The sequence below is a fragment of the Arthrobacter nitrophenolicus genome (assembly GCF_045833485.1).
Taxonomy (GTDB): domain Bacteria; phylum Actinomycetota; class Actinomycetes; order Actinomycetales; family Micrococcaceae; genus Arthrobacter; species Arthrobacter nitrophenolicus.
Genome location: NZ_CP174504.1, coordinates 2,211,427 through 2,224,149 on the forward strand (window position 1 = coordinate 2,211,427; position 12,723 = coordinate 2,224,149).

Genomic DNA, 12,723 nt, shown 5'->3' on the forward strand with positions numbered 1-12,723 from the left:
TCGAGTTCTTGTCCTTTGGGGGTTAGTCAAGGCGTTTGAGCTGCCGGTGGTCGTAGAAGAACACGCCCTGTGCTGTGTCCACACCGGCGGCGGTTCCCTGCAGGAACACCACCACCCCCTCATGCCGGCCCTTGAAGGGATCGTCACCCACTACGGCGTCGCCGATCTTGAAAGGGGAACGTGGGGCGAAGGACCTCCGGACCCGGGTCCAGGTGTGCTTTGCGGCTTCGGCCAGGCTGACGGGCCGGCCCATGCTGTAAGGGTCCTGGACTTGGGCTTTGACCATGCGAACCAACTCCTCGAAAGCGGCAGGGGCCGCTCACTGGCGGTGCAGGTCAACCGGAACGCTCCCAGCAGAGGGCGGCCCTCCCATTCCGGCTGGGCACCTTACCCCAAGGCTATGCGCTATTCACACCAGTCACACCAGTAACAGGTACTCGTCTTTGCTTGGGCCGCTACTTGCCCGGCACTGCTCCGCGACTGCTCTGGCCGTTGATGATGTCGTCAGCGTTGTCGAAGGCCCAGGCAACCAGGGGCACCAGCAGTCCGCTGAGTTCGTACCCCTTCCCGGTGAGGCTGTAGTCGACGCGTGGCGGAATGACCGGCTGGGCGTGCCTGCTGACCAGGCCGTCCCGTTCCAGGGTCTTGAGCGTCTGGGCCAGCATTTTTTCGCTGATGCCCTCGGCCCGCCGCCGCAATTCGCTCCACCGCTGCTCCCCTTCGGACAGGGACAGCAGGATCAGTACGCCCCATTTGCTGGTGATGTGGTCCAGCAGGATCCGGCTGGGGCACCCGGCCGGGAAGACGCCGTCGGCAAAGCTCCGGGGCAGCGGGGACGGATGCGTGGTGGCTTCCATGGACCCAGCTTACCGTGAGGTCAGTACCTTACCTTCAAGTGCGTACTCTCTATTGGGAAGTAAACCCGGCGGACCATGGTTGTGCCCTTCGACAGGCTAAAACCAAACGAAAGGACCCATTGTGAGCATCGTCGTAACCGGAGCCACCGGACAACTCGGCCGCCACGTCATCGAGGCACTGCTGGAGCGCAACGTTCCCGCCCAGGACATCGTGGCAGCCGGGCGCTCCGTCGACAAGCTGGCGGACTTCGCGGAGCAGGGCGTGCAGGTCCGGCGCTTGGACTATGCGGACGCGGCATCCGTGGCTGCGGCCTTGCGGGGTGCCCGCCGGGTGCTGCTGGTCTCCGGCAGTGAGGTGGGCCAGCGGGTGGACCAGCATCGCACTGTTATTGAGGCGGCCAAGGCCGAAGGCGTGGAGCTCCTGGCGTACACCAGCATCGCCAATGCCGATACCACCGGCATGCTGCTGGCCGCCGAGCACAAGGAGACGGAAGCCATCCTCCGCGGGTCCGGTGTCCCCTTCGTCCTGCTGCGCAACGGCTGGTACCTGGAAAACTACACGGAGCAGCTGCCGGGAACCCTCGCGCAGGGTGGGCTCGCCGGTGCCGCGGGCTCGGGCAGGGTCAGCGGTGCCTCCAGGGCTGACTATGCGCACGCGGCCGCGGCCGTCCTGGTTGCCGACGGGCAGGCGGGCAAGGTGTACGAGCTGGGCGGTGACGAAGCTTTCACCATGGCGGACCTGGCCGCGGAGATCACCGCCGCTACCGGCAAGGAGATCAGTTACAACAACCTGCCCGCCGAGGATTACGCGGGCCTGCTGGCGGGCGCCGGCGTTCCGGCTGCCTTCGCGGAAATCCTTGCCGACTCGGACCTGGGCATCGCCCGCGGCGACCTGCTGGTCAGCACGGGCGACCTGCGGAAGCTGATTGGACGGCCGACGACGTCCCTCGCCGAGGCGGTGCGGTCGGCGGCCGCCGCCGTCTGACGAACGCGCCGCACTCCCGGCGCTCCCGCACATCCTGCAGGTTTTGGGGGATCCCTCTGTCACCCGGTGAGAGAGGGATCCGACATACCGTGCATTAAGTGAGCGAGCGCCGGGAGGGGGTCAGGACTTGCTGCCCGTGAGGGCGAGGGTGCCGCCCAGTCCGATCATCAGTGCTCCGCCCGTGGCCTCCACAGCGTCCACCCTGCGCGGAGACCGGGCGAACCACTGCCGGGCCGTGCCGGCGGCAATGGCCCAGAGGCTGTCCGAGACCAGGGCGATCAGCAGGAACACAGCGCCCAGCAGGCCCAGTTGCAGGGGGATGGCGCCGGACGCATAGTCCACGAACTGGGGCAGGACGGCAACGAAGAAAACGACCGACTTGGGGTTGGTGGCACCCACAACGGCTCCCTGCCCCACCAGCCGCCAGGGCGCGGACGGGGCAGGGTTCCGGTTCGGCGCGGCCGGCCCGCGGTGATGCCGGATTGCCTGCACGCCCAGATAGACGAGGTAGGCGGCACCGGCAAACTTCACGATGCTGAAGAGAACCACGGACTGCGCCACCACGACGCCCACCCCCAGGGCCACGGCAGCCACCTGGAGCAGTTGCCCCGCCGCATTTCCCAGGACGGTGAGGACACCGCCCTTCCAGCCCAGGGCCAGGGAACGGCCGATCACGAAGAGCACGCTCGGCCCCGGGACGGCAATGAGCACCACCGAGGCGAGCGAAAACGCCAGCAGGTTGGAGAGGGGAACCATGCCTGATTTTAGTCCCGGGACGGGGCGGGCGGCACCGGTCGGGCCTAACCGGATCAGCCTTCCCGGGCAGGCTGGACCGCGGCCAAGGGCGACGTTTCGTCCACAAGGTGGGCCCGGCGTCGTCCGTTGCTGCAGTCACTGGCGATGTCTGGAATGCCAGACAACGGTTCTTGCTAGCGGCGGTCTGTTCTTCCCCTAAGGGCGCATCCTTGTGTATGGGATACCGGACAGTTCCGGTTTCCCGGAGGGAGGAGTACCAGTGGCAGTGACGGAAACCCAGCCGGCCCCCGGGCGCGAAGCAAAGGTGGCATCGAAAGTTCCCGCGGCCGAAAACACGCTGCGCATTTTGAAGCTGCTCGCGTCCCGGCGGGGGCCGATGGCAGCGTCCCAGATCGCGGCAACACTCGGACTGCCGCGCTCCAGCGTCTACCACCTGCTGGGGGTCATGGAGGCCAACGGCTTTGTGCTCCACCTGCATGAGGAGCAGCGCTACGGCCTGGGGATCAGCGCCTTCGAGCTCAGTTCCGCGTACTCCCGGCAGGAGCCACTGTCCCGGCTGGGCCGCCCGCTGCTGGCGTCGCTGGTGGACGCCATCGGCGAGAGTGCGCACCTGGCCGTGCTGCACGGCCGCGACGTGCTGTACATCGTGGAGGAGCGGGCCAAGAACCGCCCGTCCCTGGTGACCGACGTCGGCGTCCGGCTTCCGAGCCACCTCACCGCCAGCGGGCGCGCCATCCTCGCCGCACTGCCCAAGTCCCAGGTCCGCGCGCTGTACCCGAACGCGGCTGCGTTCACGGCCCGTCATGAGACCGAGACGCCCATCATGAAGTATTCCGCGCTGTCCTCCCACCTGGACCAGGTCCGGCAGCGCGGCTATGCCACCGAGCACGGCGAGGTGACGCCAGGGTTCGGGTCCATCGCCGCCGCCGTCACCGACCACCTGGGCTGGCCCACGGCCGCCGTCGCCGTCACCTTCCTCGAGGACAAGCTGGCGGCGGACGAGTGGCCCGCGCTGGCCGCCCGGGTCCAGAAGGTCGCCGACGAACTATCGGTCCGGATTCACGGACGCCCCGGCAAATAACCCTCGTTGCTCCATCACTTACGGCTGCTAAAACCCCGGAATGGGAGCCTTAAGTGATAGAGCAACCTGGCCGGCCGTGGGTGTCTGGAATGCCGGACAGCACCCTCGCAAAACCCCTGTGAACCCCCTTCCCAAAGGGCTTTAGTTGTTACAGAAGTTCTTTCCCACCACAGACACACATGAAAAGGAGCCATCATGGCACCCGCCGATTTCACCACCGGTGCCCGCCCGGTCAAAGCTGCCCGCGGCACCGGGCTCACCGCCAAGTCCTGGCAGACCGAAGCGCCGTTGCGCATGCTGATGAACAACCTGGACCCCGAGGTCGCCGAGCGCCCGGATGACCTGGTGGTCTACGGCGGCACCGGCCGTGCTGTCCGGTCCTGGGCCGCGTTCGACGCCATCACCCGGACCCTGGAAACCATGGAAAAGGACGAGACCCTGCTGGTCCAGTCCGGCAAGCCGGTGGGTGTGTTCCGCACCAACGAATGGGCGCCCCGGGTGCTGCTGGCCAACTCCAACCTGGTGGGGGACTGGGCCACGTGGCCGGAGTTCCGCCGGCTCGAAGCCGAGGGCCTGATGATGTACGGCCAGATGACCGCCGGGTCCTGGATCTACATCGGCACGCAGGGAATCCTGCAGGGCACCTTCGAGACCTTCGCCGCGATCGCCCGCAAGCTCACCGGGGACGAGAACGGCACCCTCGCCGGCACCCTGACCCTCACCGGCGGCTGCGGCGGCATGGGCGGCGCCCAGCCACTGGCTGTCACGCTGAACGAGGGCGCCTGCCTGATTGTCGACGTCGACGAGACCCGCCTGCGCCGCCGCGCCGGCAAGCGCTACCTGGACGAAGTGGAAACCGACCTCGACGCCGCCATCGCCAAGGTGCTCAAGGCCAAGGAAGAGCGCCGCGGCTGGTCTGTGGGTTACGTGGGCAACGCCGCCGAGGTCTTCCCCGAGATCCTCCGCCGCCACAAGGCCGGCGAACTCACCGTGGACATCGTCACTGACCAGACCTCCGCCCACGATCCGCTAAGCTACCTGCCCGAGGGCATTTCCGTGGCCGAATGGCACCGCGAGGCCGAGGCGGATCCGGAAGGCTTCACCAAGAAGGCCCAGGCCTCGATGGCCCGGCACGTCCAGGCCATGGTGGAGTTCCAGGACGCCGGCGCCGAGGTCTTCGACTACGGCAACTCGATCCGCGACGAGGCCCGCAAGGGCGGCTACGAGCGCGCTTTCGAGTTCCCCGGCTTCGTCCCGGCATACATCCGGCCGCTGTTCTGCGAGGGCCTGGGCCCGTTCCGCTGGGTGGCGCTGTCCGGTGATCCCGAGGACATCCGGGTCACCGATGAAGCCATCAAGGAACTGTTCCCGGAGAACCAGCACCTGCACCGCTGGATCGACGCCGCTCAGGAACGCGTGGAGTTCGAAGGCCTGCCCGCCCGCATCTGCTGGCTTGGCTACGGCGAACGCGCCAAGGCCGGGCTGCTGTTCAACCGGCTCGTCAAGGAAGGCAAGGTCAAGGCCCCCATCGTGATCGGCCGCGACCACCTCGATTCCGGCTCCGTCGCGTCCCCGTACCGCGAGACCGAGGCCATGGCAGACGGCTCCGACGCGATCGCCGACTGGCCCCTGCTGAACGCGCTGCTGAACACCGCCTCCGGTGCCACCTGGGTGTCCCTGCACCACGGCGGCGGCGTCGGCATCGGCCGCTCCATCCACGCCGGCCAGGTCTCCGTCGCAGACGGCACCGACCTCGCCGCCGAAAAGCTGGAACGCCTCCTGACCAACGACCCCGGCATGGGCGTCATCCGGCACGCCGACGCCGGCTACGACCGCGCCCTCGACGTCGCCAAGGAACGCGGCGTCCGCATCCCCATGAACGAGAACCGGTGATTGAGCTTGTCGAAATCAAGGTTTCGACAAGCTCAACCAACGCCACAGGCTCGACCACAGAAGTAGGAACCACAATGACCCTTACAACCCATGAACCGCTGACCGTCACCCTCGGCTCCAGCGGCGTCACGCCCGAGGATGTGCTCGCCGTCGCGCGCCACAACGCCAAGGTTGCCGTTGCGCCTGAGGCCCTCGACGCCGTCGCCAAAGTCCGCGCCCACATCGACAGCCTGGCCGCGAGCGACACCCCCGCCTACGGCATCTCCACCGGCTTCGGCGCCCTCGCCAACCGGCACATCCCCAACGAGCTGCGAACCCAGCTCCAAAAGAGCCTGATCCGCAGCCACGCCGCCGGGATGGGGCCGGCGGTGGAACGCGAAGTGGTGCGCGGCATCATGTTCCTGCGGGCCAAGACCCTGGCATCAGGCCGCACCGGCGTCCGTCCCGTGGTCCTCCAGACCATGGTGGACGTGCTCAACGCCGGCATCACCCCGGTGGTCCGCGAGTTCGGGTCGCTCGGCTGCTCCGGCGACCTCGCCCCGCTCTCGCACTGCGCCCTGGTGCTGATGGGCGAGGGTGAAGCGGAAGGGCCCGACGGCGTCCGTTACGGCGGGCAGGGACAGCGGCCTGTCGCCGAACTGCTTGCAGGGCACGGCATCGAACCCGTCATCCTCGCCGAGAAGGAGGGCCTTGCCCTCGTCAACGGCACCGAGGGCATGCTGGGCATGCTCCTGATGGCCATCGCCGATCTCCGCCAGCTGCTGACGACGGCGGACATCACCGCCGCGCTCAGCGTCGAGGCACTGCTCGGCACCGACCAGGTGTTCCTCCCGGAGCTGCACGCCGCCCTGCGTCCCCATCCGGGACAGGCGGCCAGCGCGGACAACATGCTGCGCGTGCTTTCCAGTTCGCCGATCGTGGCCTCCCACCGGGTGGGCGATTCGCGCGTCCAGGACGCCTACTCGCTCCGCTGCGCGCCGCAGGTCGCCGGTGCCGTCAGGGACACCGTGGACCATGCCGAACTCGTGGCCACCCGTGAGCTGGCGGCCGCCATCGACAACCCCGTGGTGCTGCCCGACGGCCGGGTCAGCTCCAACGGCAACTTCCACGGCGCCCCGGTGGCCTACGTCCTGGACTACCTGGCCATCGCGGTGGCTGACCTGAGCTCCATCGCCGAGCGCCGGACGGACCGGATGCTCGATCCCGCGCGCTCGCACGGCCTGCCGGCCTTCCTGGCGGCAGACCCCGGCGTCGACTCCGGCCTGATGATCGCGCAGTACACCCAGGCGGGGCTGGTCTCGGACAACAAGCGGCTGGCAGTCCCGGCGTCGGTGGACTCCATCCCGAGCTCCGCCATGCAGGAGGACCACGTGTCCATGGGCTGGCATGCTGCCCGCAAGCTGCGGAAGGCCGTGGACAACCTGCGCCGCGTCCTGGCCATTGAGCTGGTCACCTCGGCCCGGGCCCTGGACATCCGCACACAGCTGTCCGGGGGCGTCCTGACGCCGGGGCCGGCGGGTGCCGCCGTGGTGGCTACCCTCCGCGAGGTGGTGGACGGGCCCGGAACGGACCGCTTCCTGTCTCCGGAACTGGAAACGGCTGACCGGCTGGTGGCGTCGGGGGAGGTGCGCCGGGCGGCCGAATCCGCAGTCGGCCCCCTCGCCTGACAGCGAAGGATCTTCGGCTTCTGCTGCCTCTGTGTCCACCTGATGGAATTTTGGCCGACACGGACGTCAGGGGCGTACAGAGTGTAGTAGAACTGAAGGTGTAGTGAAAGTCACATCAACGAGGCTGTGGCGCAGAACGTATACAAAGGGGTAGAAGTTCACATGAAAGCACGTGGGGCAGTCCTATCGAGGCGCAATGCCCATTCCGCCGTGGTATCCGACTGGAAGAGCCTTTCCGTCGGTGACCGCGTCGAGATCATCAAGCATGCGCATGTTGTAGCGGCCGGGGAGGTGGAAGAGGTGTCGCAGAGCGGAAACGTCCTGTGGCTTGTGCCGGCGGGCCCGGCGGAAAAACAGCTCTTCCTGAAGTCCGACGGCGTGCAGGTCCGCCGCGGCTAGCAGCCCCTGGAGAAACAGCAAAATCCCCGTACCGCCTTGGGCGGTGCGGGGATTTGTGCTTAAGCGGCTTGTGCCGGAAGGGCCGTTCCTAGGCGGCGATGGCCTCATAGGTTTCGCCGAACGGCACTGATTCATCCAGGGCCACGGTGTAGCGGCCCGGGTGGAGCCTGGTCACCAGGATGCCGCAGGAGGCGTCCTTGCTTGCCACCTCGATCAGCTCGGCAACAGCCTCTTCCAGCCCGGCGTGCACCTCGAGGGCACTGGAGAATTCCAGGTCGATGGACCGGGCGGGCGCTGCTTCAGCGGGCTCCGTGGTAGCCGGGTGGCGTTCCAAAGTTGCTGTCGTCATGTGCTGAACTTTCTGTGTTTTCGTGCCGGAGGGCTGGTCCAGTTTACCCGCCTCATCCAAAGATGTCAGATGACTGCTGTTTTGGCGGCCTGAAGGCCAGTCACAATCGGTACGTTTGGCGGGAGCCTGGCCGCATCGGCCACTATGAAATCCAGCAAACCGGGACCACGGAATAAAGGAGACCCACCATGAAGCTAATGCGCCTGGGCGAGAGCGGGCACGAGCAGCCGGTGGTCCTGGTGACGGCGGACAATGGCTCCGGCCAGTACTTCAGCCTTCTCCCGCTGACCCGCGATGTGGACGGCGCCTTCCTGGCGTCCGGCGGCGTTGCGAAGGTCCGTGCCGCGCTGGAAGCCGGGACATTGCCGGCCGTTGAAGACGCGCCGAACCTGCGCGTGGGGTCCCCGGTGGCCCGGCCGGGAGCGGTGGTGGGTATCGGCATGAACTACGCGGCCCATGCGGCGGAGTCGGGCGCCACCCCGCCGGAGGTACCGGTCATGTTCCTCAAGCCCAGCAATACTGTCACCGGGCCCTTCGACCGGGCCGCAGTTCCGCCGCTGTCCAGCAAGTTCGACTGGGAAGTGGAGCTGGGCATCGTCATCGGACGGGAAGCCAGCTACCTGGAAAGCACCGCAGAGGCGGCGGCATGCATCGCCGGCTACGTCACGGCGAATGACCTTTCCGAGCGGGCGTACCAGCTTCCCGGCGCGGCGGGGCAATGGACCAAGGGCAAGTCATTGCCGGGGTCCACACCCCTGGGCCCGTGGCTTGTGCCGGCAGAGGATATCGACGGCGGGAACCTGCCGCTTCAGAGCTGGGTCAACGGGGAGCCACGCCAGGACTCGGACACGGCGCAGCTGATTTTCGACGCACCCACGCTGGTCCACCACTGCAGCCAGTACATGCGCCTGGAGCCCGGTGACGTGATCCTCACCGGAACCCCGGAGGGGGTGGCGCTGAGCGGCCGCTACCCCTACCTCCAGCCTGGTGACGTGGTGGAGGTAGAGGTGCAGGGGCTGGGCCGCCAGCGCCAGGAGCTGGTCCGCTCCTAGCCTGCCTTCACGGCAAGGACCGGGCAGTCCGCTTCCAGCAGGATCCGCTGGGAGACGCTGCCCATGATCAGCTTGCCCACCGGGGTCCGGCGGCGCAGGCCGATCACGATCAGCTCGGCGTTGTGCTCCTCCGCGGCATCCAGGACCTCGGCTGCGGCATCGTGCCCACGGACCGGCTGCTTGATCTCGTGGTCGATGCCCTGGGTTGCCAGGCGGTCCTCGATGCTCTGGATGTCCGGCTCCTGGGCATAGCGGTTGTCCACCAGCGCGTCCCCACGGGACGAATTGATGACCAACAGTCTGGTGTTGCTCTTCCGGGCCTCGGTGATGGCCTGGGTGAGGGCTGCTTCGCCTTCGGGGGTCGGGACGTATCCCACCACGATGGTCATGGTGTCTCCTTCTTGTCTGAGCGGACAGTGCGGTCCTCGTGGCCTGAACCGGGTGCATGGACAGTGGTTTCGGTGCGGGCTGCAGGCTCCTGGCGGCCGGGGAGTTCTGCCGGCGCTGAACTGCCTGACGGGGCGGAACTGCCTGACGGGGCGGCCGGGGCCGACGGGGCGCCGGCAGCCTGCGGCCGGTTGCGGCGGATCAGCTTCAAGACAAACGGCCACACCAGGATGAGCGCCACGATGATGTAGACGACGATGGCAATCGGCTCGCTGAAGAGCCCGGCCGGGTCGCCGGCACTGAGCTGCAGGGTCTTGCGGAGCTGCCCCTCGATGCGCGGGCCGAGGATGACGCCAAGGATCAGCGGCAGGACCGGAAGGCCAAAGCGGCGCATCATGAAGCCCAGCGCACCCAGGACCAGCAGGACCACCAGGTCGAACGCCTGCAGGTTCACCGAGTAGGCGCCCAGCGTGGCAAAGAACAGGATGCCGGCGTAGAGGTACGGACGGGGCAGCTGCAGCAGCTTGGCCCACAGCGGTGCCAGCGGCAGGTTGATCAGCAGGAGGAGCAGGTTGCCGATGAACAGGCTGGCGATCAGCGCCCACACCAGGGGTCCCTGGCTGGAGAAGAGCTGCGGCCCGGGCTGGATGCCGTAAGTGGTGAAGGCGGCCAGCATGACGGCGGCGGTTGCGTTGGTGGGCAGGCCCAGGGCCAGCAGCGGAGTCAGGGTACCGGCGGCAGCCGCATTGTTCGCCGCCTCAGGTCCGGCCACACCCTCGATGGCGCCCTTGCCGAATTCCTCGGGGTGCTTGGAGAGGCGCTTTTCGGTGACGTAGGACAGGAACGTGGGGATCTCGGCACCACCGGCGGGCAAGGCGCCGAACGGGAAGCCGAAGGCGGTTCCACGAAGCCAAGGCTTCCAGGAGCGCCCCCAGTCCTTCCGGCCCATCCAGGGCCGCCCCACGGGAATGACATGCAGGGGATTGCGGCGCAGGTGGGCGGCCACCCAGAGGGCTTCACCGACGGCGAAGATGGCCACGGCCACCACCACGATGTCCAGGCCGTCCGCCAGCAGCGGCTGGCCGAAGGTCAGGCGGCGCTGGCCGGTCACGGAATCGATGCCCACCAGGCCGATGGCCAGGCCGAGGCCCAGTGAGGCGAAGCCGCGCAGGCGGGACGAGCCCAGGACGGCCGTCACAGCCAGCAGGGCGAGCACCATGATGGCGAAGTAGCTGGGGGCACCCAGGCTGACGGCGAACTCCACCACGATGGGTGCGAAGACGGCGAGGAGCGCGGTGCCGATGGTGCCGGCAACGAACGAGCCGATGGCCGCCGTCGCAAGTGCCTGCGCCGCGCGGCCCGCCTTGGCCATCTTGTTGCCTTCGATGGCCGTCACCACCGACGACGATTCGCCCGGGGTGTTCAAGAGGATCGAGGTTGTGGAGCCGCCGTACATGCCGCCGTAGTAGATGCCGGCAAACATGATGAAGGCGCTGGTGGGTTCCAGGGCGTAAGTGACCGGAAGCAGCAGCGCCACGGTCATGGCCGGGCCCAGGCCCGGAAGGACGCCGACGGCGGTGCCCAGCAGCACGCCGATGACGGCGTACAGGAAGTTCATGGGGGTCAGGGCGGTGGCAAAACCGTCCATCAGTGAGGACCAGACGTCCATCAGAGGATTCCTTCCAGGAGTCCGGCCGGGAGCGCGATGCCGAGGCCGAGGTAGAAGCCGTAGAAGGTCAGCAGCGAGAGGGCCACGGAGAGGAGCCCGTCCCGGATGTAGTGGCGGCTGCCCAGTGCCAGGACGCTGCCCCAGAACAGGACAGTCCCGGAGATGACCCAGCCGGCCCAGTCGATGAGCAGGATGTTGAGGACGAACGCGCCGGCCAAGGGCAGGACGGTTTTCCAGTCGGCGGGGTGGCCAAGTTCAATGTCCTCGCCGCCTTCGGCTTCACCCTTGCCGCCGCGCATGACGTTGACCGCCAGCAGGATGGCGCACACTACCAGCAGCCCGGCCACGATGAACGGGACGGTCTTGGGCCCTACCGGATCCGACTGGGAATAGGGGACGGACAGGCGGCTGGCGTCAAGGAAGACCAGGACGCCGGCCGCGCCGAGCAGGAGGGCGACCCCCAGCTCGGCGCGGCCTTTCAGGCCGGTTGGCAAGGAGCTCACGCCAGGCCCAGTTTCGTCAGGACGTCCGCCACCCGCTTGTCCTGCTCGGTAAGGAAGGTCTCGAACTCATCGCCGGTGATGAACGCATCGGTCCAGCTGTGCGTCTTCAGGGCTTCCTTCCAGCCTTCGCTCTCGTGCATCTTCTCGAGGGCGGCGATCAGGGATGCCTTGTCCTCGTCGCTGATGCCGGGAGGGGCCACGACGCCGCGCCAGTTGGTGAACACCAGGTCGATGTTGGATTCCTTCAGCGTGGGTGCATCCACGCCTTCGAGCCGCTCTTCGCCGCTGGTGGCCAGCACCCGGACTTCGCCGGACTGGATCTGCTGGAGGAACTCGCCGGCGCCGGAGGCAGCGAAGCCCAGCTTGTTGCCGAGGATCGCGGGCAGCAGGTCGCCGCCGCCGTCGTAGGAGACAAAGTTGACCTTGGTGGCGTCAATGCCCACCGCGCCGGCCAGCTGCATGGGAAGCAGGTGGTCCGGGCCGCCGGGGGAGGAGCCGCCGCCCACGGAGATGGAAGCGGGGTCCGCCTTCCAGGCTGCCACGAGGTCGTCGATGGTCTTGTACGGGGAGTCCTTGCTGACCATGATGGCGCCGGGCTCTTCGATCAGGCGGGCCAGCGGGGTGGTCTCCGTCAGCTTCGACTCGGACTTGTTGGTGTAGCTGGCACCAACCACGCCAAGGCCCATGAGCATGGCAAGATCGCCGTTGCCCTTTTCGTTGACCACGCGGGCCAGGCCCACGGTGCCGCCGGCACCGGCGAGGTTGAAGACTTCGGTGTTGCTGGTGATCTTCTCGTCCTCGAGGACCTTCGCGGCTGCACGGGCAGTGGTGTCGTACCCGCCGCCCGGGGTGTTGGGGACCATGATCTGGAGGCCGGTGATGGGGCCGGCGGCGGCGCCGGAGGTTTCCGAACCGTTGGAGCTCTTGCCCGTGGCACCGCAGCCGGTGGCCATCAGGGCGATGCCGGCAGCGACGGCGGCGATTCGCAATGCGCGGATCTGGCGCATGGTGTTCCTCTTCTCTGAAAAACGATCAGCAAGACTGACTGGTGATTCGATGCTAGGTGCCGCCGTGATGCCGGTCACTCTTGTGTACGCAGAGAAAGTTGAGTTCATTAAGTTCACG

At 67.4% G+C, this 12,723-nt stretch carries 14 protein-coding genes; 6 read left to right on the plus strand and 8 right to left on the minus strand.

Annotation, left to right across the window (positions count from 1 at the left end):
• Positions 1-22 precede the first annotated feature (22 nt).
• A complete protein-coding gene (locus ACJJV6_RS10375) occupies positions 23-286 on the minus strand; it encodes a hypothetical protein (protein WP_407708864.1) in 264 nt (87 codons plus the stop codon).
• A gap of 169 nt (positions 287-455) precedes the next feature.
• A complete protein-coding gene (locus ACJJV6_RS10380) occupies positions 456-857 on the minus strand; it encodes a helix-turn-helix domain-containing protein (protein WP_009357261.1) in 402 nt (133 codons plus the stop codon).
• Positions 858-978: 121 nt separating this feature from the next.
• Between ACJJV6_RS10380 and ACJJV6_RS10385 the strand changes: the two genes are divergently transcribed.
• A complete protein-coding gene (locus tag ACJJV6_RS10385) occupies positions 979-1,842 on the plus strand; it encodes an SDR family oxidoreductase (RefSeq protein ID WP_407708865.1) in 864 nt (287 codons plus the stop codon).
• Positions 1,843-1,962: 120 nt separating this feature from the next.
• On the opposite strand, the gene ACJJV6_RS10390 is transcribed toward ACJJV6_RS10385, so the two are convergent.
• On the minus strand, positions 1,963-2,598 hold the full coding sequence (locus ACJJV6_RS10390; protein WP_407708866.1) for a LysE family translocator: 636 nt from the start codon (positions 2,596-2,598) through the stop codon (positions 1,963-1,965).
• Between the two features lie 265 nt (positions 2,599-2,863).
• Here ACJJV6_RS10390 and ACJJV6_RS10395 point away from each other — a divergent pair, with 265 nt between their 5' ends.
• The 4 genes from ACJJV6_RS10395 (at position 2,864) to ACJJV6_RS10410 (ending at position 7,638) form a co-directional block, all read left to right on the plus strand.
• Entirely contained in the window at positions 2,864-3,679 is an 816-nt protein-coding gene (locus tag ACJJV6_RS10395; protein WP_407710489.1) for an IclR family transcriptional regulator, read from the plus strand.
• Between the two features lie 195 nt (positions 3,680-3,874).
• The gene (gene hutU / locus ACJJV6_RS10400) at positions 3,875-5,572 is read left to right on the plus strand and encodes a urocanate hydratase (protein ID WP_407708867.1); all 1,698 of its coding nucleotides are present in this window, start codon (positions 3,875-3,877) and stop codon (positions 5,570-5,572) included.
• Positions 5,573-5,646: 74 nt separating this feature from the next.
• Entirely contained in the window at positions 5,647-7,239 is a 1,593-nt protein-coding gene (gene hutH / locus ACJJV6_RS10405) for a histidine ammonia-lyase (protein WP_407708868.1), read from the plus strand.
• 162 nt (positions 7,240-7,401) lie between these two features.
• On the plus strand, positions 7,402-7,638 hold the full coding sequence (locus ACJJV6_RS10410) for a hypothetical protein (RefSeq protein WP_035752228.1): 237 nt from the start codon (positions 7,402-7,404) through the stop codon (positions 7,636-7,638).
• 88 nt (positions 7,639-7,726) lie between these two features.
• Here the strand turns inward: ACJJV6_RS10410 and ACJJV6_RS10415 are convergent, their stop codons facing one another.
• Positions 7,727-7,987, minus strand: a complete 261-nt coding sequence (locus ACJJV6_RS10415; RefSeq protein WP_354177076.1) for a hypothetical protein — start codon at positions 7,985-7,987, stop codon at positions 7,727-7,729.
• A gap of 188 nt (positions 7,988-8,175) precedes the next feature.
• Here ACJJV6_RS10415 and ACJJV6_RS10420 point away from each other — a divergent pair, with 188 nt between their 5' ends.
• Complete coding sequence (locus tag ACJJV6_RS10420; RefSeq protein ID WP_407708869.1) at positions 8,176-9,039, plus strand: fumarylacetoacetate hydrolase family protein; 864 nt, start codon at positions 8,176-8,178, stop codon at positions 9,037-9,039.
• On the opposite strand, the gene ACJJV6_RS10425 is transcribed toward ACJJV6_RS10420, so the two are convergent.
• The 4 genes from ACJJV6_RS10425 to ACJJV6_RS10440 are packed head-to-tail and all read right to left on the minus strand — an operon-like array spanning position 9,036 to position 12,605.
• A complete protein-coding gene (locus ACJJV6_RS10425; protein WP_009357252.1) occupies positions 9,036-9,428 on the minus strand; it encodes a universal stress protein in 393 nt (130 codons plus the stop codon). The genes ACJJV6_RS10420 and ACJJV6_RS10425 overlap by 4 nt on opposite strands.
• Positions 9,425-11,095 (minus strand): tripartite tricarboxylate transporter permease, encoded by a 1,671-nt coding sequence (locus tag ACJJV6_RS10430; protein ID WP_009357251.1) that lies wholly within the window; start codon positions 11,093-11,095, stop codon positions 9,425-9,427. Before ACJJV6_RS10430 ends, ACJJV6_RS10425 begins: the two co-directional genes overlap by 4 nt.
• Entirely contained in the window at positions 11,095-11,598 is a 504-nt protein-coding gene (locus tag ACJJV6_RS10435) for a tripartite tricarboxylate transporter TctB family protein (RefSeq protein WP_009357250.1), read from the minus strand. The genes ACJJV6_RS10430 and ACJJV6_RS10435 overlap by 1 nt, the downstream gene beginning before the upstream one ends.
• Complete coding sequence (locus ACJJV6_RS10440) at positions 11,595-12,605, minus strand: tripartite tricarboxylate transporter substrate binding protein (RefSeq protein WP_009357249.1); 1,011 nt, start codon at positions 12,603-12,605, stop codon at positions 11,595-11,597. The genes ACJJV6_RS10435 and ACJJV6_RS10440 overlap by 4 nt, the downstream gene beginning before the upstream one ends.
• Between the last annotated feature and the right edge of the window lie 118 nt (positions 12,606-12,723).

Coding starts and splice junctions, on each gene's coding strand:
- ACJJV6_RS10375 (WP_407708864.1), bottom strand. CDS start 286: ATGGTCAAAGCCCAAGTCCAGGACCCTTACAGCATGGGCCGGCCCGTC.
- ACJJV6_RS10440 (WP_009357249.1), bottom strand. CDS start 12,605: ATGCGCCAGATCCGCGCATTGCGAATCGCCGCCGTCGCTGCCGGCATC.
- ACJJV6_RS10420 (WP_407708869.1), top strand. CDS start 8,176: ATGAAGCTAATGCGCCTGGGCGAGAGCGGGCACGAGCAGCCGGTGGTC.
- hutH (WP_407708868.1), top strand. CDS start 5,647: ATGACCCTTACAACCCATGAACCGCTGACCGTCACCCTCGGCTCCAGC.
- ACJJV6_RS10390 (WP_407708866.1), bottom strand. CDS start 2,598: ATGGTTCCCCTCTCCAACCTGCTGGCGTTTTCGCTCGCCTCGGTGGTG.
- ACJJV6_RS10380 (WP_009357261.1), bottom strand. CDS start 857: ATGGAAGCCACCACGCATCCGTCCCCGCTGCCCCGGAGCTTTGCCGAC.
- ACJJV6_RS10425 (WP_009357252.1), bottom strand. CDS start 9,428: ATGACCATCGTGGTGGGATACGTCCCGACCCCCGAAGGCGAAGCAGCC.
- ACJJV6_RS10415 (WP_354177076.1), bottom strand. CDS start 7,987: ATGACGACAGCAACTTTGGAACGCCACCCGGCTACCACGGAGCCCGCT.
- ACJJV6_RS10430 (WP_009357251.1), bottom strand. CDS start 11,095: ATGGACGTCTGGTCCTCACTGATGGACGGTTTTGCCACCGCCCTGACC.
- hutU (WP_407708867.1), top strand. CDS start 3,875: ATGGCACCCGCCGATTTCACCACCGGTGCCCGCCCGGTCAAAGCTGCC.
- ACJJV6_RS10410 (WP_035752228.1), top strand. CDS start 7,402: ATGAAAGCACGTGGGGCAGTCCTATCGAGGCGCAATGCCCATTCCGCC.